Below are 23,265 nucleotides of genomic sequence, written 5' to 3'. Positions count from 1 at the left end.
TAGAGCGGGCCGCATTTCGCGGCCCGCTGGGTTCATCAGTACTCTTCCGGCTTCGTGCCCAGCTGGTCTTCGTCGCCGAAGAGCATGGTCTGCATGAACTCGGTGCACCACCATTGCCGAGCCATTTCCCGGGCCAATTCGGCCATGTCCGGCTCCGGTGGAATCGGCTTGACGTCGAAGTCCGGTGGCAGCGGCTTGGTCTCAAACCCCGGCGGCTTTGTCGAGGGATCGTCCAGAAAGGCCTGCATGCGCTGCATCAGCGCCTGTTGCTGGCCTTCCACCGTGGTTGTATCCAGGGGCGCCATGGCGCCCAGTCTTTCCAGCGTCGTCATCGCTCTACTCCAGTTGAGGCATCGGGAAACGGCAGGCGTTTCAGTTGGGTGTTCATGCCACGCAGATAGGCCTCGGCGCGCTGGCGCGCGGCCGCTTCCAGTGCGGCGGCATCCACGCTGGCTTCCACGGCGGCACTGATCGCGCCGGCGGGATCCAGTTCAAACAACAGCGGCCCGGCCTTGAGCATGGGCAGCGGCGACCGCGCCGACACGACCTGCAGCGGGGGCGATTGGCAGGTCAGCTGGGCCAGCACCGCCTCACCCAAGGTGGGGGTCGTCTCGGGTACGTACAGCACCAGTGCGCCATCGGTGTTGCCCAGTGCCTGCTCGCAGCGGCGTACCACCAGTGCCGCATCCACGCCTTCCGCGGCCAGGCTGGCGGTCACCACCTCGCGCACCTGGCCCAGCACCGCCTCTCGCAGGGCCTGCACGTCGGCCAGGGCGGCGGCCAGCAACGGCACCGCCACGCCCACGGCCTCGGCATAGCCCTGCTGGAAGCCGTCCAGCCGCGCCTGGCCGATGGCCGCATCCACCTGCGGCGGCACGCTGGCCATCACCTCGGCGGCGCGTTGGCGCGCGTGGGATTCGAGTTGCCCGGCACGCGCGGCCAATCCCAGCGCACTTGGGGCGATCACCCCGCCGTGTGCATGGGCCAGGGCCTGCTCAGGAAAACTTTTCAACATAGGTCACCGCACTCCAGAAGAGGTCCATGTCAGGGTGTTCAACCGGCGGCGGACGCTCACCGGACAACCCTGAAAACGGCAGGCACAGCCGCGCGGACATCCACGCCGGCAACATCGGAGCGATCGGCCGCAGCTCGGCCGCGCCCCACTGCAACAGCAGGTCGGGGGCCTGCTCGAAGGTGCACGCGGGCAGCGCCGGCTGATCAGCGCGGGCGTGCCCTGCACGCATGAAGGCCTGCACCATCGGCGGCAACGCCAGGCTGCCGCGTTGCGCGGGCAGCCAGTCACGCAGTCGCGCCGCCGCCATCAAGGTCGCCACCTGTGGCAGGCGATCCCATAGTTCCAGCATCCGCCGCGCCAGCACGTCCGGCGGGGTCGCCAGCGACGCCGGCAGGGGCAGCCGCCGCTGCCGGAACAGCGCCGTGTTCAACCAGCGCCGCTGGTCGGCGGAGGCCGCCGCGTACACCGCCTGCCAAGGCCGGTAGTACGCGGCCGGGGCGTAGGCGATGCGCAGCGCGGGGTCATGCGCCACGCCAGCGATTCCACGAAGGCGAGCGACGGGCGGACACCCGCCGCCACAGCGTGCCGATCCGGGCACCCACCGCCGGCACCATGCGTATCACCACCCAGCCGCCCAACAGCAGGAGCAGCACTACGCCGCCACACAGCAGCATCAGTGCCACGGGCAGGTTGCGTTCACTGCCCGCCGTGACGGCCAGCGTGCGCGGCCCTTCCACTTCGGTCAGGATCACCGAGACGTTGTCGTACTCGATGCCGTCGAAGGTGTTGCGCAGGAAGCGCTTCACCGACTGCAGCAGCACCTCCTCGTCGACGCCCGGCGCATGCGCGACCACCGCCGCCACATGCATGCGCCTGCGTTCGGCGCGGCGTCCTTCGGTGCCCAGGTTGGCGTCGTAGTTGAGATGCACGCGCGTGGACTGCACGCCTTCAAACAGCTGCAGCGATTCCTCCAGCCGCTGCTCCACCGCCGAAATCAGCCGCGCCCGCTCACCTAACGGGGTACTGACCAGCGAGTCGGCCGGGAACGCCGAGGAGACCTGACTGCGCGGTGCGGACGGCAGGTCGTAGCGCTGCATCAGCTCGATCGCCTCGGGCAGGTCGCGCGGCCCCACCTGCACCTGGTAACCGCCCTTGCCTGCATTGACCTTGGCGGCGTCGATATTGTGGCGCAGCAGCACCGCGATGACTTCATTGGCCTGGCGTTCGTCCAGGCTCTCCAGCAGGGGTTCGCGCGCGCAGCCGGTCAACAGCAGCAGCGCAAGCAGGGGCAGCAGCACGCACAGCCGCATCACGCCACGGCGCGCTGATCCCGCAGTAAGCGGCATGTTCATGACTTGAGCAGCGTCTCGAAGGTCTTGGTGACGTGGTTGGCCAGGCCTGCGGCTACGGTCATGCGCTTCAGGTAATCCGCCAATGAAGTCTGCAGCGCAAACATGTCGACCGGGCTGGTCGCGGTATACGGGTCATTGCTGGCTGCTTCGATCAGTTTCAGTTCCTGGCCTGAGCTGACATAGCTGTTGGCCAAGGCGTGGCTCATGCGATCGGACAGCGGGACGGCGGCACCGTCGGCGCCGCCCACGGCATCGATCGCCGTGGCGATCTGGGTTACTTGCACGGGTGCATCTCCTGGCGGGTTTACCCGCGTGGGGTACCGGGGGGGGGGGGGGGGGGGGGGGGGGGGGCCGGCGGGGGGGGGGCGGGGGGGGGGGGGGGGGGGGGGGTGGGGGGGGGGGGGGGGGGGGGGGGGGGGGGGGGGGGCCCCCCCGGGGGGGGCCCCCCCCCCCCCCACGGAGGTTCGATCAACCCAGGTTTCGGGCGTTCTGCTTCTGCATGTCGGCCAGGCTCTTGGCCGAGTTCGACTGCAGCGAGCGGTAGGTCGTGTAGGCAGACAGGTGGGTCTGATACTCGGCCAGGAAGGCCGGGTTGGTCGGGTCACCCGGGTTGTCGTCCGTACCGTCGCCGGCGAGCTTTTCGAAGGCCTTCTGAAGTTCTTCTTTCAGCTTCGTCACACCCTTGTCAAACTCTCGCGAGTGATCGATCAACCAGCCACCCGAACCCGGCGGCTTGGGGCCGTTATCCCATGTACGTTCCATTTCAATACTCCAATAAGAAAGAAAAAATCAGCGGCTGCCTGCGGTGGAAAAGTCCCAACGACCCTCACCAACGGAGAGCAGCTGATCGTGGGAATACTGGTAGGAACGCCCTTTCAACAGGTCGTCCCACAAACGAATGCTGATGCGCACGCGGCGCTCGCCCCACTGCCGCACGAAGTCATCGCGGTAGCGGGCCATGGCGTGCAGCGCGGCGTCATCCAGGAACACATCGTTGGCGATGCTCGCCCGCCCCGCCTGGGTGCCGGCACGGGTGCTGATGCCGCGTGCGCGCAGCTCGGCGCGGGCGATGGACACCAGCTGCGCGTCGCCCACGGAGCGCACGTCGATGCTGGCCGCGTACGGCATCTGCGGCACCAGCAGCGCCAGCACCCTGCGCCGGTGCTCCGCATCGTCGGCACCCAGCGCGGTGATCACCACTTCGGGGCGTTGAGGCGTGCGCAGGCGGATCACCGCGTACGCCACGCCTGCACTGTCGAGCACGGCGCCGATGCGTGCGGCTTCCGCGTCTCGGTTGCGGTACTGGTCCAGCAGGCGGCCGGCGCGCTGGCTGGCACGTTGCCCCCAGGCCAGCGCCTCGGCGCTGTCGCTGAACGCGTAGATATGCCCATCCTCGTCGTGCACCACGCTGTAGGCGTACGGCGACTGCGCCAGTGCAGCCTCCAGCGTGCGCACCTGGGTGGCCGGGCGCTGGGCGTCATACGCCCACCAGCCGCCCGCGCCGACAACCAGCGCGAGTACCGCAGCCGTCGCCCAGCGTGTCACTCCTGCCCGGCTGGCCGGCGTTGGGCGAGTGACTGCTTCAGCCGCCACCGGCACCGGTAGGCGGTGGTCTAGGACCTGCGCCGACCATGCCTCACCGTCGGCACGCACGGCCAGTGCAAGGCCGGCCACATGCACAACGGCATTGAGCTCCAGCGGCTGCGTGCGCCAGACATCGCCGCCGTTCTCTCGGACCTCCAGCGTGACCGCGCCGTCCGACAGCTGCACGCGGAACGAGGCGGGGGCTAGATCGCCGGGAATGTAGAAGACGTTGTCGGCGTTGGCCAGGGTGGCGCTCAGCTGGCCCTGGTGAAGCGTGCGAGCCGGGCCGACGTGGAAGATGGTGTCGCCGGGTAACAGGGTGAATTCCACGCCATCGAGCGGGCCGGAAAGCAGTTTCAACTTGTGGGCGGGGAGCATGGGGGTCCGTGGTGCGGGATCAGGAATTCAACAAAACGTGCGATGTCTCTGCGACGACGCGCAGACTGACAGCCCCCCAGCACCCCAACCATGAAGAAAGTTTCAAAGACCGATCACTGCAACAGCTTGCACTGCGCCATGCGTCATGGTGTTGGCAATGCGCCGTAGTAGAGCGCGCTCACCTTGGCCACGTAACGGCGCGTTTCGGAGAACGGCGGCACGCGGTTTCCATGCCGCTGCACGGCGCCCTCGCCGGCGTTGTAGGCAGCCAGCATCAGCTCCAGGTCGCCGCCGAAGCGGCGCTGCAGCCAGACCAGGTACGCGGTGCCCGCGCGCAGGTTCTGCAGGGGATCGAACAGGTCCACGGCACCGAAGCGCTTGCCGGTGGCGGGAATCACCTGCATCAGCCCCAATGCGCCGGCATGCGAGCGCGCCTGCGCGTTGTAGGCCGATTCAACGCTGACGATGGCATGCAGCAGGCGTGCGTCCACAGCGAACTCGGCGGCCACCTGGTCGATCAGCGGCGCCCAGCGGGGCGCCGCGCGTGCGCCGGTGGAATGCACACGCGAACGCGGCGGGGCCGCAGGCGACCCCGCCACGAAGGGACGGTGTGGATGGAACGCCCTCGCCCCGCCTCCCGGCGTGGTGGACACCTGCAGTTGACCGTTGCGGTCGACGGTGGCGAAGACCTGGGCGGCGGCAGGAGCCGCCACCCAAGTCATCCCCAGCAGTAGCCAGCGCGCAAAGCGCGCGGTCACGATGCCTCGCCCTGCGCCTCGATCGCCGCGTGCAGGTCGGCGAGGGTCTGCACGTCGCGCAGGGCCTCCGCCGACGGAAGCGTGCCGCCGGCCTCTTCGATCACGATCAGCAACGCGTGCATCTCCAGCGAATCGACCCCAAGGTCCTCCACCAACCGATGCTGCGACCCCACTTCGGCCAGCGGCTGCCCGAGATGGGCAGCCGCCAGGCGGCGGAGATCCTGCAAGCTCAGAGAGCTGCTCATCAGCCGCCCACCAAGCTCTTCAGCATCGGAGCGATACGCTGCTGGAGGATCTGCGACGGACGATCTTCGAAAAGCTTCTTGGACGCCAGATCCGGCTGTGCTAGTGGGCCAAACGTCCAGTTCCCGCCGGACGACGCGCTGATTGAAGGTGCCGTTTCGACCTCGACACTCGCCTTCGGCACCGGGACAGGGCTGGAACCCAAGCCTCTAGAAACCCACCTTTCCACACCCTGCATTGTCGGGCCACGATCCGACCTCTGACGGGAAATCCCATGAAGGAGAGGTGTATTCTTCCGCGAGCGGTTCTGTGCCATCTGGTCGTACACTTTCTCCAGCTCGTGCTCCCTGATCAGAAACGTTTCCTTTCCAGCCGGCACCGGAACGACAGGTGGCGAGAACCTAAGCCCCCCGACGCTTTCCCAGTGCCTGCGGAACTCATCCTGGTTTTTGACGGCGCTCAAGCTGTTGCCACGCGCCTCCCGGAAGTCAACCAACGTCCTGAATTCGGTAATGAGGTCCTTTCGAAGCTTGGCTTCGCCGGCCGCTTGAACGCTCTGGAACATCTGGCTTACAGATGAATTCTTCTGTACTTGCGCGCGAGGAGATCCACTCTGAACGGAGTGCGCAGGAGCGGCGGCCACCTCTGCGTAATCATCGCTGACATTGACCGCAGTCGACTTCAAGCCAGAGAGATGAATCGGCATCTCGTCCTCCTGCCCGACATGGCTCTGCGCCGCTTCATTCTCCGCATTTTGCGCATCAACTTCGTTACGCGCATGGTTCAACTTGCCACGCGGCAATGGAGTGAATTCAGGACGGGTTGTCGAAGTGGTGACCTGTCCAACTCCTGCCACGGAAGACGACCGCGTCGCGTCCGCAACTGTCGCAGCTTCGCGACCTGGACGCAGGGTACCAGCCACGTCGAAAGCGGGTGGCGTGTGGAATTGCGTCGTTGCTTCAACCATCCCCTCGAACATTTTTATCAACCTGCGCACCGAACCGCTTGCCGGCGTGTCAACGGATTCCCGCTGCACAGCATCCGAATGCTCCGGGCGATCATGCGAAGCTCTAACGTTCTGCTGCGCCATTATCTCCACAGTCCCGACCTCCGTCCCGGAGTGCATCGCGCTGATGGCGCCACGAGAGCCAACTGAGTCCGACACCCTCTGATCACCAGCATCCGTGACGTCAACGCCCGACTGGCTCTCACCAGAATCGCCGAAGCTACCTCCGCCACGCTTCGAATGCCCCCCAACCAGGAGTGAAGACGATGATTCCGGTTCTTGGGCGACATTCAGCGAATGCACTTGCCCGGGGTTGTCTAGCTCCGAAAGGGCGTCGTACCTACCTTTAAGTTCATCGAAATCAACCTCATCTGCGCTGTTATCTTGGGGATCCTTTTGGGTCCATGCGGCCCGGTCGCCATACATATTGGCGCCGCTCAATGGCTCAAAGTCATCGCCGTTGTCACACCCGGAATCATCATCAGATTGATGTGTCTCGTTGCTTGTAGCCGACTGCTCGACGTAGTTATCTTCACTCCGTCCGCCCGTCTCAATACGTACAGACGACGAATCGGCCAATCGAAACAGCTTCTCCGGGCCTACCATCCACCTCGCATAGCCATCATTCTGCACTGCCAGCCGCGAGTGCATATCCGCACCGCTGCGGGGCTGCTGGCGAAGCTGGTCCTGCAGATGACGGATATGCTCTTCCATCTGACCAATATCCACGCCGTGCTGGAACGCCACATCGCGATGCCGATCCTCACGTTCGAGGATATTCTCGACAAGCGTGAGCGGAACGCTCTGCCCCGCTTGCTGCGAAAGGATGTCCTTCAGAAAGCTGAGATCATTCTTCACTTCCATTGGCGAATTGTTGTAGAGAATGGGTCCGCGATTGTCCCGCGACATGTCTCGCAGCTGTTGAAGTGCAGGATCGATGTCATGGGGGCCGGCGCCGTTGCTCGGTGGCGCCGGGGGCGCACTGCCAGGCTCGTTGCTCACCACATACTGAGGGAGCTTCAGCAGGTCGAAGATGGCGGATGCAATGTTCTCACCGTCGCCCATGCTCAACTTGTGGCGTATCGCCTCCTCTGTCTTGTCTCTCAAACCAGCATGAATCACCTGGTCGATATCCAGCTCAAGCTCGCCAGCGTCTATCTTCGCCGCAAGTGACGGCAGGCGTTCCCGCACGGCGTCCATCATCGGCCCAGGCAAGACGGCGCTGGCAATCGACGCCATGAGCTTGGCTGCATCCTCACCTTTTCCAATGCACGCCGCCACAGTGTTCTCGGCCTTCCCCAGCAGCTTGTCCAATGCCTGGCTCTGCTTGTCCGAACCCCGACAGCCATCGGCAACACCCTTGACCCGACCAGCCGCAACGCCGATCTCGACGATCGCAGCATCGACGCGCTCAAGGCGACTGTTGAGGTCTGGGCCGCCGCCAGTGGTCGCGATGCGGTCGGCAATGCCCATGCGCAGGGCACCCAGGGCGACAAACTGGTTGATGACGATGTTACCGAATCGATCCGGACCACCCCCTGCCAGAATGCCAAGCGTCTTGCTCATGGCGGCCTGCTGGCTGGTTTTACAGGGGTGATTGTTCAGAACGTCACAAGCGGCGCTCATGGCAAGATCACAAGCCTTCCGCTCGTGCCGCCCTGGAGTGTTGGAGACCCGACTTGCAACCATCGGCTGTCCGTTCTTCACGTTCAATAGGCTTTGCGAAAGGCGCCCCAAACACTTCTTTACCTCGAAGCCTGGAATCGGGGCGCTGCGCGCAAGGTGCGACGAGCTGGTTACGTGGTGCATGGTGATCGATCTCGCAGATGTGGATGAAGCCGCAGCCAGCAGCTGAGTTGCTCAAGGTGCAGGTGGCTATGCAGTGGCGACAGAGGTCTCGGCCGCGGGCGCGGACTGTATGCGGTGCATGTGACGACCTCTCCCGTCAAAGGCCGCGCACGAAGCCCATGTCGGCTTCGTTGATCTTGTCGATGGTGGAGCTGAGGATCTTGACGATGTTGTCGTATTTCTGCGTCATCTCGCTCAACTTCTCGCCCAGCACCTTGCTGACGTGCTTGATCTGTTCCATGTTGCTGTCCTTGCTGGACACCCAGGCGTTGTACCTGGCGCTGTCCCACTTGACCTCACCGCCCGTTGGCATGCTCTTGATGAGGTCATCGACTGCGCTTACGTCCATTTTCACGTGCCAAGTACCTTCGGCATCGGGACCCGTCACCTTCAAACCAGGAAGACCCAAAGAGTTCTTGAAGCTCTCGGCAGCTTTTTCGTTGGGGAACGACGCCAGTGCATTTGCGTCCAGGCCAAAATTGGCCATGAGCTCCACAAGCAGCCCCCTCACCGTGCTGAAGTCGATCTTGATATCGCCCTTGTCTCCATCAGCGACAGGCTTGAGCTGCTCCATGATGTCGGAGAACTTCTGGTAGAACTCCAGGAACTTGCCCAGCGCATCCTGGTATTTGCTCAGCCATTCCGACTTGAGCAAACCGAGCATCGCGCTGATCTGTCCGTAGAAGTCGATATGCGAATCCCAGATCAGTCCACTGGTGTCCAGTGATGACGGGTCCTTCATGGGGGACTCGAACCCCGGTAGCGAAATGCCGTCTTCCTCCTCAGCAGGGCGGAGCTGCGGCATGAGAAAGACCAGCGAGCGCAACAGGTCTCCCTGCGCGCGCTCCGACCGGGACCCTGCCTGCTGCAGCCCAGCCACCAGGTTGGCTTCACGCTGCTGTTTGCGCCGGAAGTCTTCCAGCAGCTCCGGATTCTGTAGCACCTCGGTGCTCGGCGGATCTACGGTGCCCAAGCCTTCAGCCGCAAGCGGGTTGCAGCGGGCGATCTGGGCGAGCGCTGCGCTGCGGGCCGCCTGGGCGAGCTGACCTGCCTGCAGGAGGCGGGCACGCACTTCCTTGGAAAGCAGCGGCGCTTCGGGGGCAATCTGTTGCGCTTCCGCCTGCTTGATGCTCGCCGGGCGCGCCGCGCTGGCGGCGACATAGTTGGTAATACTGTCGGTCACGTTGCCGGTCTCCTTAGAACTTGCTGATCTGATGGCTGCTGGTGCTGGCCATCAGGTTCATCAGGCTATCCACCAGCTGGGCGGTGGCGTCGCGCATGTCGCGTGTCTTGGTGGCCTGATCCTGCTGCTCGTCGGCGACACGCTTGAAGGTCTCTGCCACGTTGAGCATCAGCTGGCGCTCGGACTCGGTCATTTCGGCTTCGATGTTCATCGTTGCCGAGGCGATGCCGCCGATGGACGGAGCTACCATGTTCCCGAGCACGGCTTTGGCAGCAATGTTCTGGGCGTTGGCCATTTCCTCGCTATGCTTGCGCTGGCGATCGTTCTCGGTCGACTTACCCTTCTGTCCCGCGGCGGATGGGTTCATCGAACGGACGTCCACGTCAGCGTCGGCCTGAAGGTCGGCGCTGGCACGGCCACCATCGACTCTGGCTGACGCGGGCTCACCGGCGACATTCCGGGCCGGGCGCATGTTTTCAGCCGTCGTGCCGTGCGCCTTCACTTGGCCGCGCGCGTCGTGGACCTGGATATCCGTTTTGTTGGCTTTCCTGAGGTTGCTGTCCATCGACCCCGTCTGCATGGAAGTCGATTCGAACGATTTCTTAAGCGCAAATCCGCCGACGGCGCCCGTGAGTATTGTTGCAGCCACGGCGCCACCGAAGCTCTCACGAGCCTTCTCCACGCCGAGATCGCCGGCCACGATGGTGATCTGGCGCTGCAGGGTCACCATCTGGGTGCTGTTGTCGCGGTCCAGCTTTTCGAACTTGAGCAACAGCTGGCGCAGCAGCGCCAGCAGGTTGCCGAACGGGCTGTCCTTGATCCAGGCGCCGGCGTTGGCCGAGCGTGCGCCGATGTCGGCATCGGCGCCGGTGGCAGCCGACGCGCTGGCGACGGTGGCGGGGCTGTCATGCACGGCGCGGGGCTGAATCTGGGCGGCGGCACCTTCAGTGGCACGGGTATGGCTGCCCTCGTCGGTCTTGATCGGGTCGTTGCCACCGACAAGCGCCGTCAGCAGGATCGGCAGTTTGCTGATGATGCTGGTCAGGCTCGCCTGCGCATCTTCCAGCGTGATGGTTGCCGCACGCAGCTCGACCGGCATGGCCGAGGTACCCGTGCGTCCGCTGTCGTTGGCCGGCGTGAGCAGGCGCTGCGCAACGGCGTCGGTCAGGCTGCTCAGGGTTGCCGCATCCATGGGAACAGGCGTGGCAGTGGGGTTGTTGGTTGCGTTGCCCTTGCCGGCGGTATCGAACGGCTGGGGCTGGAAGGCCGCGATGCGCGGCTGGATCGACAGATCGGTCATGTGTGGGTTCCTTGGAAATGTGGAGGACAGGCGCGGACGGATCAGGCCGCCGCGGAGCTACCGACGCGGTGGGTCACGAACTTGGCGCTCTCGTCCTGGCTGGCCTGCACGTCGGTCATCTGGCGGAACAGGTCGGCCACCAGGTTGTTGGTCTGCATGAAGTACTGGAGGATCTTCTGGATGAGGTCGCGGAAGATCTGCGAGTCGGCCAGGCCGAGCTCGATCTTGGCCATCAATTCGGCGGCATTGATGTACATGTCGGCGATGATGATCGCGCCCACGCCCTGGCTGCCTTGATTGGCGAACTGCATGACGTGCATGGCCTTGGTGGCCTGGCCGGCGCGCACGGCGAGGTCGTCGGCACTGTTGCCGGACACCTTGGCGGCCACCTTGGTCAGCGCCTTGGCGACGTCGTCCACGCTCTGGCCCACGGTGCGGGCGACGGTCTTGATGATCTGCGGCAACGCCTTGCTGATCGCCTCGGAAACCGCCCGGGTGACCGCCTTGGCAACCTGCTGCACGGCCATGGTGCCGGCCACTTTCTTGCTGAGCACGACGGCGGCGATGATCATGGCGGCCACGGCGATGACCCCCAGCACGTCCTTGATCTTGTCGGCAAAGGCGGACGAGACGCCGAGCGAGGTAAGCACGTCGCCGATGACGTTGCCGATCTGCTTCACCAGTTCCATGATGACCTTCATGATGGGCTCCATGATCTTGCCCATCACGTCCAGGCCCAGCTCTTCGCCGATGGCCAAGGCCAGGCCGATGCCGGCCAGGGCCATGCTGGCGCCACCGGTAAACGGTGCCGCAACCACCGCCACGACGGTGATGACCCAGCCGACGATCTTGCCGATGCAGCCCATCTTCTTCTGGGCCTGCTCGGCCTTGGCCACTTCGTCCTGGTATTCCTGCGAGCGGCGCATGTTTTCGGCCTCACGCAGCTTCAGTACTTCCTGGATGAGCTTGGTGTCGTCGGCGAGCTTCTTGTCGTTGGCCTTGCCGATGATCTGCTGCAGCAGAGCCAGCAGTTCGCTCAGTTTCGCCTCGTTGGTCAGCGCGCGCTCGTCACCCTTGGCGCTGAGGCTGCCGGCAGGGTCCAGCTTGTCGGCCTCGGTCTTGAAGGCTTCCAGGTCGCCGAGCGCCGCATCCAGGGTGGACACTGCCTCGGCCAGGGTGGCAACGGCAGCATCCACCAACGCCTGCTTTTCGCCCACCACGCCCTTGGCAGCCTCGAGCTGGGCCCGAAGCGCCTCCTGCTCTTCCGGCGGTGCGTCGGCCAGCGCCTGCTCCAGGCGGGCCACTTCGTCCTTGGCCTTCTTCAATGCCTCGGCGGCGGCGGCCAGCTCGCCTTCGGCGGTGCCCACCTCCTCCATGGACGCATCAACCAGCGCCTGTGCCAGGCGGATGGCCTCGGACAGCTCGGCAGCGGTTGCGGCGCGTTGCGCCAGGCGTTGCTTGACCAACTGCAGCTGCGAGGAGAGGTTGCGGGTGTTTTCCTCCTTGAGCAGCTCGCTAAGCTGCCCTGCCAACATGGACAGCATCGCTTCGGGCGTCAGCGTGGCGTGCGCCGGCACGTCCGCCTGACGCAGGATCGGGCTGTCCTTCACCGTCGCCGTCGGTGCCTGTCCGCTGCGCTCGCTTGCCGCCTTGGCCAGCAGCTCCATGACCTTGCGGTCGATGGCCTCGATCTGCTTGAACGAGACCGCGCCGAAGCCTGCCGCCGCGGCGGACGCGGCCTCGGCACGTGCGGAAGACGCCTGGACAAACGGCAGCGGGGTGGCACCGGAGGGGGCGATGGCGGTCATGGGCGTTACATTTCCTTGTTGGATTCAGGGGCGTCGTCGTCAGTGGGCGACAGTGCCTGCAGATAGACCCTGGCGCGGGCGGCCAGGTCGGGATTGGTGGAGCGCAGCAGCACGGTTTCAAAGCAACCGCGCGCCATGGCGAGCTTGCCCAGCGCGAGGTGGCACTGACCGACATGCAACATGGGGCGTTCGTCGCGCTTGAGCAGGGCGTAGGCCAGGGCATACATGTCGATGGCCTTGGCGTACTGCTTTTTCATCTGCAGTACGGCGGCCAGCCCGAGGGCGTAGTCGCCGTTGTAGAAGTCGTACAGGTAGAGAAAGCGGAAGAAGGTTTCGGCTTCGTCCAGGCGACCGTCGGTATAGAAGCGGTGCGCGTAGGCGTAGACGCCTTCCAACATGTCGTCACTGACACCCTTGAGGTCCTTGATGGCGGCACCACTCTGGGCACCTTCCAGCAGCAGCTGGGCCATTTCGTCCAGCATGGCCTGGTCGGCATCGGAGCCCGTCGGGGTGTGGGGAGCGTCGGTCATTCGGGGTTACCTGGTATTAGCCTCTTGCGCTGCAGGACAGGCACAGTTTGGCGAGCGGTGGGAAGGGGGGCTTTCGTATTTCACTCATTCCGGATCGCTGGCCGGGTCCGGCGCGTGGTTGCGCTCGATATCGCGCAGCCACTGCAGGATTCCAGCGATAGGCGAGGTCAATTCAACTGGCACGAACTGATAGCGACGCACTTGGGCGTAGACGGCGCGGGCCACCGCGATGTCGCGCACCACCGGGATGCCGGACTTCTCGGCCAGGGCGATGACCTTGCGCGCCCGCCTGCCGCGCTCGCGCACGGAGACGAACTGCAGCCCCGGGTAGTCCGGATGCACGTAGATGCCCACGGCAATGTGGGTGGGGTTGGCCAGCACCAGCGAGGAGCCGGCCACGTCCGACTGCACCTGCGCCGACAGCTCGTCGTTGATGTCCCGACGGCGCTGCTTGATTTCCGGGTTGCCGTTGTGGTCCTTGTGCTCCTGCTTGACCTCGGACTTGTCCATGCGCATCTCGCGGATGTACAGCCGGTAGTCGATGAACGCCGCGGCCAGCGCGATGGGCACCACCACGGCCAGCAGCAGCGCGGTGCTGCGCCAGCCCACGCTGTGCCAGACCGCCGCGGCGGCCTTATCGGGCATCTGCACCTGGGCAAACAGGGTGGGCGCGAACAGCGCCCAGGCCAGGATCACGAACACGAGGCCGGCCAGCAGATAGAGGATGGCGGTGACCGCGCCCTTGACGACCTTGAGCGAGAACAGGTTCTTGAAACCGGAGACGGGATTGACCCGGGCCAGGTCGATGCGGACGGCCTCGGCCGCAATGACGCCGCGGCTCTGCACCAGCGAGATGAGCACGGCGGCGACGATGGCGGCCGCGCCCACCGGCACCGCCATCCACAGGAAGGCCACGGTCGCCTGCCAGGCCGCGTCGGCCGGGGTGAGGCTGAACCCGCGTTCGGCCATGCCACGGAAGAAGCCGACCACGGCGCGGCTGGAGGTGCCGACGGCCAGCGCCACCACGCCAGCCACCAGGACGGCGGCGGCGGCCAGGTCGCGGCTGACGAAGCTCTTGCCCTTCTTCGACTCCTTGAGCAGGCGATGCGGGGTGGGCTTTTCGGTCTTCATGGCGGCGCGGCGGCCGGCAGCAGCAGTTGCAGCGCATCGGTGCTGTCGCGGATCAACGGCACCTGATGCACGATGGTGGGCATGAGGTACAGCAGCAGCGCGATGAAGGCGATGAACGATTTGATCGCCAGCGAGAGCGAGAACGGGTTCATCTGCTGCGAGAAGCGTGACAGCACGCCCAGCAGTACTTCCACCAGGAACAACAGCAGCAGCACCGGGAGCGCCATGCGCACCGCACCGGCAAGCAGCGTGCCGGCGAAGTCCTGCACGCGGGCAAGGTCCAGCACGATGCCGGTACCCATCGGCACCAGGGCGTAACTGGACTGGATGATCTCGAGCAGGACCAGCATGCCGTCCGTGGCCAGGAAGATCACCACGCTCATCAGCTGCAGCAGGTTGGCCGTTTCAGTGGCCTCGATGCCGCTGGTGGGATCGAGCATGGCGCCGATGCCGGCACCACGCTGGTTGTCGACGATGGCGCCCATGCCGTGGAAGATGTGGAACGGCAGCGCGACCACCAGCCCGATGGCGGTGCCGATCAGTGCCTCGCGCAGCAGTACGCCGGCCATGGACACCATGTCCTGCGGCACGGCGGCACCGGCGGTGGCCGGCCACAGTCCGATCAGGACCATGGCCGCCACCACCGAACGGGTCATCTTGGCGGGCATGACGCCGGGCGACAGGTAAGGAATCCAGACCAGGCAGGCGCCAATGCGCGCGATGCCGAGCACGATCGGCACGGCATGGTCGCGCGCCAACGCCACCAGTTCGGCGTCGAAGGGAGAGAGCTGCACCGCCCTACCCCGCCAACGCGCTCTGCAGGGCGAGCCGCGCGAAGTCGAGCATGCGCGCGCCCATCCACGACATGAGCACCAGCAGGCACGCGATGACGGCCAGCAGCTTGGCGCCGTACGGGAGGGTCTGCTCCTGCAGCTGGGTGACAGTCTGGAACAGGCCGATGGCGAGGCCGACGAGGGTGGCGACGGCCACGGGGGCGGCCGACAACAGCAGGATCAGCAGCAGGCTTTTGTTGCCCATGAACATGATGGCGTCCATGGCTACATCGGCACGTCGAGATACTGGCGCACCAGACCCTGCGAGAGCAGGCTCCAGCCGTCCATCGCCACGAACAGGATGAGCTTGATGGGCGCCGAGATGGTCACCGGGCTCATCATCATCATGCCCAGCGACAGCAGCACGCTGGACACCACCAGGTCTACCACCACGAACGGCAGGTACAGGTAGAAGCCGATGCGGAAGGCATCCTTGAGTTCGCTCAACGCATAGGTGGGCATGAGCGCGAACAGCGAGCGCTCATGCGGCTCCAGCGCGGGCAGCGGCACGCCGGGCTCGGCATGGCGGGCACGCTCGAAGAACTCCAGCAGTTCAGGGTCGGAGTACGTGGCCAGGTAGACCTTGTAACCGTCCAGGCTGCTGTCGAGAAAGCTCACCACGGCCGCCACCGAGTTGAGTGGCGCGTCCAGCGCCAGGTAGGCGTCGTACATGTTCTGCACGATGGGCTGCATGACGTAGAACGCCAGCATCAGCGCCAGCGCGTTGAGCACCATGTTGGATGGCACCTGCTGCAGCCCCAGCCCGTTGCGCAGCAGGACGAAGACCACCGAGAACTTCAGGTAGCACGTGCCGGCGGCGATCAGGAAGGGCAACATCGCCGCCATCGCCATGACCGCGATCAGCGAGATGTCGTTGTTGACGAAGCTCATGGCAGCAGCGGCGCCTGGTGCAGCTGGATGCCCAGCTGCTCGCCCACCTGGACCAGTTCGCCACGCGCCACGAGCTGGCCGTTGACGCGCAGCTGCAGTTGCTTCCATGCGTCCGGCGGCAGGTCGAACACGGTGCCGGGCTGCAACGCGGCCAGATCGGCGACGGACTGCTGCAGCTGGCACAGCACCACGTCCACCGTGATCGGCAGGCGCGCTACATCGATGCCGGCAGCGGTAACAGCAGCGCCTGCCGGCGGGAGGGCGGAGGGGGCGACGCCGAGGTCGGCATCGTCTTCTTCATCGAGGAAGTCGAAGGAAGTGGTCACGGAGATGGTCTCAAGAGTGAAATCGAAGGTATAGAGGCGATGGCGGCCACTGCGGGCCACCGGCAGCAGTTGGTCCACCAGCACCACCGCACCCGGGGCAAGCGTGCGCAGCCGCTGCAGCGGCAGGGTGAAGCGCGCAACGGCAAGGTCCACCGGCATGCGCAGGCGCAAGGTATGCCCTTGCAGCGGCAGGTTGGCGCAGGGGCTGGCGTGCAGGATCCATGCGGGGCCCTGCGCGGTCTGCAGCGTGGGCCGGGGGATGCTGTCGTAGTTGAGCGCTGCGACCGGCACGACGTCGCAGAGCGATATGCGCGCGTCAGCGAAGCCGCCGGCCGGCATGTCCAGCAAGGGACGCTCCGGCAACCAGCAGGCCAAGGTGGCGCGGTCGATCAGCTCGCTCCACGCCAGCTCCGCCAGCTCGGGCAGCATGGTCGGGCACCAGTCATCGGCGGCGACCGCCAGACGCAGCTCGCCGACCGCGGCGCTCACGTCGAAGCGCAGCATGGCGCCGCGTGCAGGCAGGGCCTGGTGTTGCGGCGTCAGGCCCATGCGCGCGCAGGAGGCGGACACGGCGGCATTGGTGGCCGTGGCCGGCGACACGGTACTGAATGGCCAGCGTTGCGCGCTCATGGCGACGGCTGCTGGCCGCGACGGCGGCGGCGCTCGTCGGTGGCGGTGCTGTTCTGGTCCACCGCGGGCTGCAGGTCCACGCCCACCGGCAACTCTGCCGCAGCCAGCGCCTGACCTACCCGTGCGGTGCCGGGCTGCACGATGGCCTGCCCGTCCTGCAGCCGCACCCGCACCGAATGGGCGCTGCCTGACGCATCAACCCCCCAACTCCGGAACGCGACATTGACCTGCGATGCGGGCTGGATGCGCGCGGCCATGGACGCCTGCAGCGCCGTGGCCTGCTGCGCGGCGTGGACGATCTTGCGGGTGGTCACGTTGGCTTCGGCCCGCGCTGCGGTGAGCAAGGACTCCCCTCCTGCAGCCGGTTGTGCGGATGCATCGACGCCGGCAGGCGCGACGGCGACCGCAGGCGCAGTTGGCGGCGGGGTGCCCGCATCGACCAGGGCGGTCTGGGTCGGCTCGGTCGTGGGTGTTGCGGGCGACGGCGACGGCGACGGCGACGGCACAGCAGCAGCAGGATCCGTCACGCCACGCAGGGAAAGCGCTGCCTGCGCTGCCGTGCCGGGCACGGCCTTCGGAGTGGGTACCGTCGCCGTGGTGGCGCGCGTGAGCATCGTCGATGCGGCGGACGGCGCGGGCTGACCTTCCGCAGCCGGTGGGGTGGCGACGGCCGGGAGACGGGTGCTGACCAATGGCAGCGGTGCAACCGCTGGCGAAGCCGCGTCGCTGCCGGAGCGCATAGGCGTTTTGGTGTCCAACGCGCTCACCGGCACGGGCGCTGCGCCTGTGCTCGGGCGTCCCAATGCCGCCGTTGCGCCGGATGCGACAGGCTCGCCATCAACTGCGCCAGCAACGATAGCCGGGGTTGCAGGCGGCTCGCCAGGTGCGTGCGCGCCGGCGACACCGGAGGGCGGCAGCAGGACGAGCGGTGCCGCGTTGCCTGGCGGAGCAACAATGAACGCCACCTCCGCCGTGGCCTGCTCGCGCAGCGCGGCGCGACGGTCGGCCCAGGGGGTCTCGCATGCGTCGCCACCGTCGTCCGGCAGGCGCTCGGCGAGTGGCGCAGCCGTCTCGTGGCGGGCCTGGTCATTGCTGCCTTGCCCATGCCGCGCCTCGACGCGCTGGCTCAGTGCGACCGGTGCCACCGGGCCCGGCGCCGAGAGGGCCTCGCTGTGTTGTGCAACCTTTACCGACATGTGTATTCCTCTTGAATGGTTCGCTCGTGGCGGCGCCGTTGCGCCTGCCTGCGTTTCTGTTCAACGCGTTCGCCCACGGCCTGGAGGCGCCGGGCACGCGACTGCTGCTGGATGGCGGCCTGCCGCAGTTCGCGCTCGCGCTCGCGCGCCTGTTCGGCCTGCTGCTGCAGGTCGCTGGCGCGCAGGTCGCACTCCAGGACGTGCGCGCGCGCGATGGCAACCGTGCGCAGACGGTCGAACAGGCGCTGGCGGTCCAGGCCGTGTTCCTCGCCCAGCTGCGCCTGGCGCAGTTGAAGGTCGGCCTGGGTGCGCAGGCCCTCGGCCTGTTGATCATGATCGGCCGCCTGGAGGGAGTGACCCGCGGCTTCACGGCGCAGGCGCTGTGCGCGCTGCACCACGAGGGTGGCCAGGCGTGCAGGGTCAGCGGGCGATGGCATCGAGCGCCTCCACGGCCGCGTCCAGGCCGACCTGTTCGTGCAGCGGCTGGCGCAGGAACGCCAGCAGGCGCGGTTCGCGGGCCACCGCATCGTCCTGGTCGGGCTGGACGCCCGGCCGGTACTCGCCGATGTCGCGCAGCAGCTGAAGATCCTCCAGGCGCCCCATGACGGTGCGGAGCCGGGTGGCGGCTGTGCGCTGCCGCTCCCCGGCCAGCTGCGGATACAGGCGGCTGGCACTGCGCAGCACGTCGATGGCCGGGAAGTGACCGCGCTGGGCCAGCCGGGGGCTGAGGTAGATATGGCCGTCGAGCAACGACTTGACCTCTTCCCCGACCGGGTCCGGGTCGGCATCGTCTTCCAGCAGCACGGTGTAGAACGCGGTGATGCTGCCGCGCAGTGCATTGCCGGGACGTTCAACCAGCCTCGGCAAGGCCTCGAAAACGGACGCCGGAAACCCCCGCCGCGCAGGCGGCTCGCCGGCCGACAGCGCGACGTCGCGCAGCGCGCGGGCGTAGCGCGTGGCCGAGTCCATGACCAGCAGCACGCTGCTGCCCTGCTCGCGGAAGTACTCGGCGATGCGGGTGGCCACCATCGCCGCGTTGACGCGGGTGGCCGGCGAGCAGTCGGACGTGGCCTGGACCACGATGGTGCGGGCGGCCGTGGGGCCGTGCCGGATAGATTCGACGAACCCGGCCACTTCGCGCCCGCGCTCGCCCACCAGCGCGACCACGCGGACATCGCAGTCGGCATTGGCCAGCAGCATCTCGACCAGGGTGGTCTTGCCGCAGCCTGCGGCGGCGAAGATGCCCATTCGCTGGCCCTCGCCTACGGTCAGCAGCGCGTCGATGGCACGTATGCCGGTGGCGAACGGCGTACCGATGGGGCGACGCTGGCGGTAGTCGAGCGGCGCCGCCTGTACCGGCTCGGGGCGTGCGGTGGCGTGCTCGCACGTGCCGCCGCCACCCTGCAGACGCTCCACGACCTCGCCGAAGCCGTCCAGCACGCAGCCGAGCAGGTGCGCGCCGAGCGCGACCTGCAGCGGGCGGCCGGTGGGGACCACGACGACGTCCGACGCCAGCCGTACCGGCGCGCCGATCAGGGCCAGGGTGGCGACACCGTGGTCTACCCGGGTCACCACGCCATGCGTCAGTATCCGCGCATCGGTGGCGGCGCGGCGCACGTGGCAGTGCTCGCCGACCGCCACGTCGGGCAGCGGCACGCGCAGCTCGCCAGCGCGCATCGCCACCGGCGAGGCGCAGGGTCGCCAGCAGGGCACGGCCACTGTCACCGCAGCAGCGCCTGCAGTTCCAGCACGCGCGCATGGAAGACTTCAATGGCACCGGCCATCAGGCTGGATTCGTTGCGGCAGTCAGGTTGCAGCGCGCCGCCGACCAGGCAGCCCTCGTCGATCTGGCGCAGGGCCAGGCAGCCGTTGGCGAAATGCGGTGCCGGTGCGGACAACGCGGCGAGCAGATCGTCGGCACGGTTGCTGAAGCGGTCGGCAGGCGACGTGTCCAGCCGGCCCCACAGGAACACGGCATCGTCGACCGGATCGAGCAACAGCTCGCCGATGTCGGCAAACCCCATCACCACGGAGGAATGGGTGTCGAACTGGAAACGCGAGGGGTCGCAACCCAACTCGTGCAGCGCCGCGTTGAGGGTATCCAACAGGGTGGTCATAGGCTTCTCATCACATCAAGGGTGACCGCATCGGAGATCTCGGCGAACGAGAGCACCGGGGTGGAGGGGAGTCGGGTTTCGATGAACCGCTTGACGAAGCGGCGGATGTCCGGGGCCACCATCAGCACCACGTCGGGGCGATGGGCAGCGACTTCGCCCACATGCAGGGCGAAGCGGTCCATCAGCTCATTGGCTTCGGCCGGCTCGAGGTTGAGGTACGACGCGCCCTGGCTCTGGCGGATGCCGGCGCGGATCTGGTCTTCCACCGGGGTGGACACCAGAATCGCTGGGATGCGGCCGTTACGGGCGAAGTGGTCGGAGATGTAGCGCGCCAGTGCGCCGCGCACGTGTTCCACCAGCAGGATCACGTCCTTTTCGCGCTGGCCCCATTGGGCCAGCGTTTCCAGCACCACCTTCATGTTGCGGATGGAGACGCCTTCGCGCAGCAACCGTTGCAACACTTCCGCCACGCGCTGGATGGGCATGTGCCGGTAGGTTTCCTTGACCAGCTCGGGGAAGCGCTTTTCCAGCGCATCCAGCACATGCTTGGCCTCCTGGATGCCGAACAGTTCGCCCACGTTGCGCAGCACCGCCCCGTGCAGCAGCCGGCGCAGTTCGTCGTAGTCGCTGGAGGTCTCGCAGCCGAGTGCCAGCACGTCGGCGTGCGCGCTTGCAGGCACCCAGCGCGCGGTGTGGCCGTCGTGCGGCAGCACCAGCCCCAGGTTCAGCGCCTCCAGCTCGTCCTGGCGGCCGAACACGCGTACATGGCTGTTGACCACGTGCGCACCGCCGGCAGGAATCTCATTGATGAGCACCTTGACCTCATGCTCCTGCGCCGGCTCATGGCCGCGCATGACCAGCGGCGCCAGCTGCATGCCGGTGTTGATGAAGGCATCGTGGCGCAACTGCTCCTCCCACTTGTTGGCCAGTGCGGATGCGTGCAGCGGAAGCGGCATGAGCAGGATCAGCGGCAGGGTTTCGCTGGTGAGACGCGCTGCGCCGGCATCGCCTGCGGCCGACGCGGCTCCCGAGGCACCCGGCGAACCGGCACCCGCTTCGGTCCCGCTGCCTCCGTCGAGCTTGGCCTTGCGCAGGCGCCAGACGAACATGGCGGCCAGACCCGCCGCCAGCCCGGCAAACACCGGCAGCGGGAACCCCGGAAGCAGGCCCAGCAGCAGGATCAGCACTGCACCAATGGCCAGGACGATGTTCTTGTTGAACAGCTCGCCGACGATGTTGGCGCCGAGGTTGTTGCTCTCACCGCTGACGCGGGTAACGATGAAGCCGGCGCTGATGCAGATCAGCAGGGCGGGAATCTGTGCCACCAGCCCGTCGCCGATGGTCAGCAGGGTGAAGGTGTTGAGCGCCTGCGAGAACGGCATGCCGTGCTGGAGCATGCCCACGGCGATGCCGCCGAACAGGTTGACGAACACGATGACGATGCCGGCGATGGCGTCGCCCTTCACGAACTTCATGGCGCCGTCGTAGGAGCCGTACAGCTGGCTCTCGCGTTCGACGTCGCGACGGCGGCGCTGCGCCTCCTCGGAGGTGATCGCCTCGGCGCGCAGGTCGGCGTCGATGCTCATCTGCTTGCCGGGCATGCCGTCCAGCGAGAACCGGGCGACCACTTCACCAATGCGCTCGGAGCCCTTGGTGATGACGATGAACTGGACCAGGGTGATGATGGCGAAGATGACCGCGCCGACGACCAGGTTGTCGCCCACTACGAAGTCGCCGAAGGCACTGATGATGTGGCCGGCGTCGGCGTCGAGCAGGATCAACCGGCTGGTGCTGACCGACAACGCAAGGCGCATTAACGTGGTGAACAACAGCACCGACGGAAATGTGGAGAAGCCGAGAATGCGTTCGACGTAGAACGAGCTCAGGAAGATGATGATGGCCACGGCCATGTTCAGGCCGATCAGCAGATCAACCAGAATGGTCGGCATGGGGATGATGAGCATGGCGATGACCACGGCCATCAGCACCACCAGCACCAGTTCGGGGCGCAGCATGCCGCGCATGCGCGCGGCCATGCCCGTTTGCGCGGCGGCGTTCACGACGCTCATGCCATCACCCCGCTGGCGCGGCCAGAGTGCCAGCGCTCACGGGCCATGCTTTCCACCACGATCGCCTCCAGGCCTTCCACCGCGACATCACGGGCGCTGGGATCGATCCAGATCGCGTCGGGCAACCCGGCCAGGGCGCGGCGCAGGGCCTGCACCAGGCGGGCACGCTCATGCATGGCCAGCGCCACACGCGCATTGGCGAGCGGGCCGCTGAACAGGCCGGACCAGTCCTGCAGGCCACGCACGACGTCGAGCAGGCCGAGGACCACGGCGTCGGCGGTGGTGGCCATACGCGCCAGCAGCCCGGTGCGGGTGGTTTCGCGGACCAGCAGTTCGTCGACGGAACGGAGCGCGGTAAGGTTGCGGACTTGGCTCAACAGGAGCCCAAATTCAACTCTGGATCCACTGGGATCCAGTGAGAACATGTCAGTCCCCATCGCCTGCTCCATGAAATTGAGCACTAGTGCGCGGTTGTGGAAGCCATACTGGTCGATCCACGCGGCGTACTCGCCGATTCCATCCTGCGGATTGCCGAGCAGATCACGGTAGCTGTGGCGCAACTGGCGCGCGGACAACCCGCCCTTCCTGGCAGCGAGGCGGGCCTTGATGGCAACATTCAACCCACCCTTCAGCGCGGCGGTGTTCCCCTGCGCAGCCTGCTCTTCCAGCAGCTGCTCCAGCGACATCTCCAGCAGCTCACGCAGCGCCTCAAGCTCATCGTCGGCGAGAAATGCACGCAGCACGGCCAGCACGTCGCTGGGATCGGGAAACAGCTGCTTCAGCAGCCCCAGCACCTGCACCGGACTCCGCATGCCGTCCAGTAGTTGGCGCACCTGGATGACCTTGTCGTGGACCTTGTCGTCCAGCACATGATCGATCCATGCCTGCGATTCTTTGGCACCGCCCGCGTTCTGGCCGCTTCGTTGCCTCCCCAGCGCCGCCGCGAGTACAGCCGCCTCGTCCTGCATGCTCAATGCCAAGTGCAGGCTTCCCGGACGTTGCGGTGACGCACGAAGCAAGACAGTAGACTTCTCCTCTTGCTCAGCCTGCGAATTGGCCTGGCGCGG

The 23,265-nt window shown here is 66.3% G+C and carries 25 protein-coding genes; all 25 read right to left on the bottom strand.

The window, feature by feature from the left end; translation table 11 throughout:
- Nucleotides 1-35 precede the first annotated feature (35 nt).
- A complete protein-coding gene (locus tag ACOZHM_RS13655) occupies nucleotides 36-332 on the bottom strand; it encodes a hypothetical protein (RefSeq protein WP_421569861.1) in 297 nt (98 codons plus the stop codon).
- A complete protein-coding gene (locus ACOZHM_RS13650) occupies nucleotides 329-1,012 on the bottom strand; it encodes a hypothetical protein (protein ID WP_421569860.1) in 684 nt (227 codons plus the stop codon). Before ACOZHM_RS13650 ends, ACOZHM_RS13655 begins: the two co-directional genes overlap by 4 nt.
- Entirely contained in the window at nucleotides 996-1,547 is a 552-nt protein-coding gene (locus ACOZHM_RS13645) for a hypothetical protein (protein WP_421569859.1), read from the bottom strand. The genes ACOZHM_RS13650 and ACOZHM_RS13645 overlap by 17 nt, the downstream gene beginning before the upstream one ends.
- Nucleotides 1,537-2,367, bottom strand: coding sequence for a type III secretion system inner membrane ring lipoprotein SctJ (gene sctJ / locus ACOZHM_RS13640; protein WP_421569858.1), 831 nt, complete (start codon nucleotides 2,365-2,367; stop codon nucleotides 1,537-1,539). The genes ACOZHM_RS13645 and sctJ overlap by 11 nt, the downstream gene beginning before the upstream one ends.
- Entirely contained in the window at nucleotides 2,364-2,651 is a 288-nt protein-coding gene (sctI, locus tag ACOZHM_RS13635; RefSeq protein WP_421569857.1) for a type III secretion system inner rod subunit SctI, read from the bottom strand. Before sctI ends, sctJ begins: the two co-directional genes overlap by 4 nt.
- A gap of 184 nt (nucleotides 2,652-2,835) precedes the next feature.
- Nucleotides 2,836-3,129, bottom strand: a complete 294-nt coding sequence (locus ACOZHM_RS13630) for an EscF/YscF/HrpA family type III secretion system needle major subunit (protein WP_421569856.1) — start codon at nucleotides 3,127-3,129, stop codon at nucleotides 2,836-2,838.
- A gap of 27 nt (nucleotides 3,130-3,156) precedes the next feature.
- Complete coding sequence (locus tag ACOZHM_RS13625) at nucleotides 3,157-4,329, bottom strand: PrgH/EprH family type III secretion apparatus protein (protein WP_421569855.1); 1,173 nt, start codon at nucleotides 4,327-4,329, stop codon at nucleotides 3,157-3,159.
- Between the two features lie 143 nt (nucleotides 4,330-4,472).
- Nucleotides 4,473-5,087 (bottom strand): lytic transglycosylase domain-containing protein, encoded by a 615-nt coding sequence (locus tag ACOZHM_RS13620; RefSeq protein WP_421569854.1) that lies wholly within the window; start codon nucleotides 5,085-5,087, stop codon nucleotides 4,473-4,475.
- Complete coding sequence (locus ACOZHM_RS13615) at nucleotides 5,084-5,332, bottom strand: acyl carrier protein (RefSeq protein WP_421569853.1); 249 nt, start codon at nucleotides 5,330-5,332, stop codon at nucleotides 5,084-5,086. The genes ACOZHM_RS13620 and ACOZHM_RS13615 overlap by 4 nt, the downstream gene beginning before the upstream one ends.
- Nucleotides 5,332-7,902: a hypothetical protein gene (locus ACOZHM_RS13610; protein ID WP_421569852.1), complete on the bottom strand. Its 2,571-nt coding sequence runs from the start codon at nucleotides 7,900-7,902 to the stop codon at nucleotides 5,332-5,334. The genes ACOZHM_RS13615 and ACOZHM_RS13610 overlap by 1 nt, the downstream gene beginning before the upstream one ends.
- Nucleotides 7,903-8,281: 379 nt before the next feature.
- On the bottom strand, nucleotides 8,282-9,367 hold the full coding sequence (locus ACOZHM_RS13605; protein WP_421569851.1) for an IpaD/SipD/SspD family type III secretion system needle tip protein: 1,086 nt from the start codon (nucleotides 9,365-9,367) through the stop codon (nucleotides 8,282-8,284).
- Nucleotides 9,368-9,380: 13 nt separating this feature from the next.
- Entirely contained in the window at nucleotides 9,381-10,667 is a 1,287-nt protein-coding gene (locus ACOZHM_RS13600) for a hypothetical protein (protein ID WP_421569850.1), read from the bottom strand.
- A 41-nt stretch (nucleotides 10,668-10,708) separates the two neighbouring features.
- Nucleotides 10,709-12,475 (bottom strand): type III secretion system translocon subunit SctE, encoded by a 1,767-nt coding sequence (gene sctE / locus ACOZHM_RS13595; RefSeq protein WP_421569849.1) that lies wholly within the window; start codon nucleotides 12,473-12,475, stop codon nucleotides 10,709-10,711.
- A gap of 5 nt (nucleotides 12,476-12,480) precedes the next feature.
- Complete coding sequence (locus ACOZHM_RS13590) at nucleotides 12,481-13,005, bottom strand: SycD/LcrH family type III secretion system chaperone (RefSeq protein WP_421569848.1); 525 nt, start codon at nucleotides 13,003-13,005, stop codon at nucleotides 12,481-12,483.
- 84 nt (nucleotides 13,006-13,089) lie between these two features.
- Entirely contained in the window at nucleotides 13,090-14,136 is a 1,047-nt protein-coding gene (locus tag ACOZHM_RS13585; protein WP_421569847.1) for an EscU/YscU/HrcU family type III secretion system export apparatus switch protein, read from the bottom strand.
- Nucleotides 14,133-14,930: a type III secretion system export apparatus subunit SctT gene (gene sctT / locus ACOZHM_RS13580; RefSeq protein WP_421569846.1), complete on the bottom strand. Its 798-nt coding sequence runs from the start codon at nucleotides 14,928-14,930 to the stop codon at nucleotides 14,133-14,135. The genes ACOZHM_RS13585 and sctT overlap by 4 nt, the downstream gene beginning before the upstream one ends.
- A gap of 4 nt (nucleotides 14,931-14,934) precedes the next feature.
- The gene (gene sctS, locus ACOZHM_RS13575; RefSeq protein WP_421569845.1) at nucleotides 14,935-15,192 is read right to left on the bottom strand and encodes a type III secretion system export apparatus subunit SctS; all 258 of its coding nucleotides are present in this window, start codon (nucleotides 15,190-15,192) and stop codon (nucleotides 14,935-14,937) included.
- Nucleotides 15,193-15,194: 2 nt separating this feature from the next.
- Nucleotides 15,195-15,860, bottom strand: a complete 666-nt coding sequence (locus ACOZHM_RS13570) for an EscR/YscR/HrcR family type III secretion system export apparatus protein (protein WP_421569844.1) — start codon at nucleotides 15,858-15,860, stop codon at nucleotides 15,195-15,197.
- On the bottom strand, nucleotides 15,857-16,816 hold the full coding sequence (locus tag ACOZHM_RS13565) for a FliM/FliN family flagellar motor switch protein (RefSeq protein ID WP_421569843.1): 960 nt from the start codon (nucleotides 16,814-16,816) through the stop codon (nucleotides 15,857-15,859). The genes ACOZHM_RS13570 and ACOZHM_RS13565 overlap by 4 nt, the downstream gene beginning before the upstream one ends.
- Entirely contained in the window at nucleotides 16,813-18,012 is a 1,200-nt protein-coding gene (locus tag ACOZHM_RS13560; protein WP_421569842.1) for a hypothetical protein, read from the bottom strand. Before ACOZHM_RS13560 ends, ACOZHM_RS13565 begins: the two co-directional genes overlap by 4 nt.
- Nucleotides 18,003-18,449: a hypothetical protein gene (locus ACOZHM_RS13555; protein ID WP_421569841.1), complete on the bottom strand. Its 447-nt coding sequence runs from the start codon at nucleotides 18,447-18,449 to the stop codon at nucleotides 18,003-18,005. Before ACOZHM_RS13555 ends, ACOZHM_RS13560 begins: the two co-directional genes overlap by 10 nt.
- A complete protein-coding gene (locus tag ACOZHM_RS13550) occupies nucleotides 18,433-19,725 on the bottom strand; it encodes a FliI/YscN family ATPase (RefSeq protein WP_421569840.1) in 1,293 nt (430 codons plus the stop codon). The genes ACOZHM_RS13555 and ACOZHM_RS13550 overlap by 17 nt, the downstream gene beginning before the upstream one ends.
- Before the next feature lie 8 nt (nucleotides 19,726-19,733).
- Entirely contained in the window at nucleotides 19,734-20,129 is a 396-nt protein-coding gene (locus ACOZHM_RS13545) for a hypothetical protein (protein WP_421569839.1), read from the bottom strand.
- On the bottom strand, nucleotides 20,126-22,198 hold the full coding sequence (locus tag ACOZHM_RS13540) for an EscV/YscV/HrcV family type III secretion system export apparatus protein (protein WP_421569838.1): 2,073 nt from the start codon (nucleotides 22,196-22,198) through the stop codon (nucleotides 20,126-20,128). Before ACOZHM_RS13540 ends, ACOZHM_RS13545 begins: the two co-directional genes overlap by 4 nt.
- Entirely contained in the window at nucleotides 22,195-23,178 is a 984-nt protein-coding gene (gene sctW / locus ACOZHM_RS13535) for a type III secretion system gatekeeper subunit SctW (RefSeq protein WP_421569837.1), read from the bottom strand. Before sctW ends, ACOZHM_RS13540 begins: the two co-directional genes overlap by 4 nt.
- Nucleotides 23,179-23,265 lie beyond the last annotated feature (87 nt).

It is taken from the genome of Stenotrophomonas sp. PD6 (genome assembly GCF_049199305.1).
Taxonomy (GTDB): Bacteria; Pseudomonadota; Gammaproteobacteria; order Xanthomonadales; family Xanthomonadaceae; genus Stenotrophomonas.
This window is presented reverse-complemented; position numbering and strand designations above follow the sequence as displayed.

What these genes read in the sequence shown, in the direction of transcription:
- ACOZHM_RS13655 (WP_421569861.1), bottom strand. Translation starts at nt 332, where the DNA reads ATGACGACGCTGGAAAGACTGGGCGCCATGGCGCCCCTGGATACAACC.
- sctJ (WP_421569858.1), bottom strand. Translation starts at nt 2,367, where the DNA reads ATGAACATGCCGCTTACTGCGGGATCAGCGCGCCGTGGCGTGATGCGG.
- ACOZHM_RS13630 (WP_421569856.1), bottom strand. Translation starts at nt 3,129, where the DNA reads ATGGAACGTACATGGGATAACGGCCCCAAGCCGCCGGGTTCGGGTGGC.
- ACOZHM_RS13625 (WP_421569855.1), bottom strand. Translation starts at nt 4,329, where the DNA reads ATGCTCCCCGCCCACAAGTTGAAACTGCTTTCCGGCCCGCTCGATGGC.
- ACOZHM_RS13615 (WP_421569853.1), bottom strand. Translation starts at nt 5,332, where the DNA reads ATGAGCAGCTCTCTGAGCTTGCAGGATCTCCGCCGCCTGGCGGCTGCC.
- ACOZHM_RS13610 (WP_421569852.1), bottom strand. Translation starts at nt 7,902, where the DNA reads ATGAGCAAGACGCTTGGCATTCTGGCAGGGGGTGGTCCGGATCGATTC.
- ACOZHM_RS13600 (WP_421569850.1), bottom strand. Translation starts at nt 10,667, where the DNA reads ATGACCGATCTGTCGATCCAGCCGCGCATCGCGGCCTTCCAGCCCCAG.
- sctE (WP_421569849.1), bottom strand. Translation starts at nt 12,475, where the DNA reads ATGACCGCCATCGCCCCCTCCGGTGCCACCCCGCTGCCGTTTGTCCAG.
- ACOZHM_RS13590 (WP_421569848.1), bottom strand. Translation starts at nt 13,005, where the DNA reads ATGACCGACGCTCCCCACACCCCGACGGGCTCCGATGCCGACCAGGCC.
- ACOZHM_RS13585 (WP_421569847.1), bottom strand. Translation starts at nt 14,136, where the DNA reads ATGAAGACCGAAAAGCCCACCCCGCATCGCCTGCTCAAGGAGTCGAAG.
- sctS (WP_421569845.1), bottom strand. Translation starts at nt 15,192, where the DNA reads ATGGACGCCATCATGTTCATGGGCAACAAAAGCCTGCTGCTGATCCTG.
- ACOZHM_RS13570 (WP_421569844.1), bottom strand. Translation starts at nt 15,860, where the DNA reads ATGAGCTTCGTCAACAACGACATCTCGCTGATCGCGGTCATGGCGATG.
- ACOZHM_RS13565 (WP_421569843.1), bottom strand. Translation starts at nt 16,816, where the DNA reads ATGAGCGCGCAACGCTGGCCATTCAGTACCGTGTCGCCGGCCACGGCC.
- ACOZHM_RS13560 (WP_421569842.1), bottom strand. Translation starts at nt 18,012, where the DNA reads ATGTCGGTAAAGGTTGCACAACACAGCGAGGCCCTCTCGGCGCCGGGC.
- ACOZHM_RS13555 (WP_421569841.1), bottom strand. Translation starts at nt 18,449, where the DNA reads ATGCCATCGCCCGCTGACCCTGCACGCCTGGCCACCCTCGTGGTGCAG.
- ACOZHM_RS13545 (WP_421569839.1), bottom strand. Translation starts at nt 20,129, where the DNA reads ATGACCACCCTGTTGGATACCCTCAACGCGGCGCTGCACGAGTTGGGT.
- ACOZHM_RS13540 (WP_421569838.1), bottom strand. Translation starts at nt 22,198, where the DNA reads ATGAGCGTCGTGAACGCCGCCGCGCAAACGGGCATGGCCGCGCGCATG.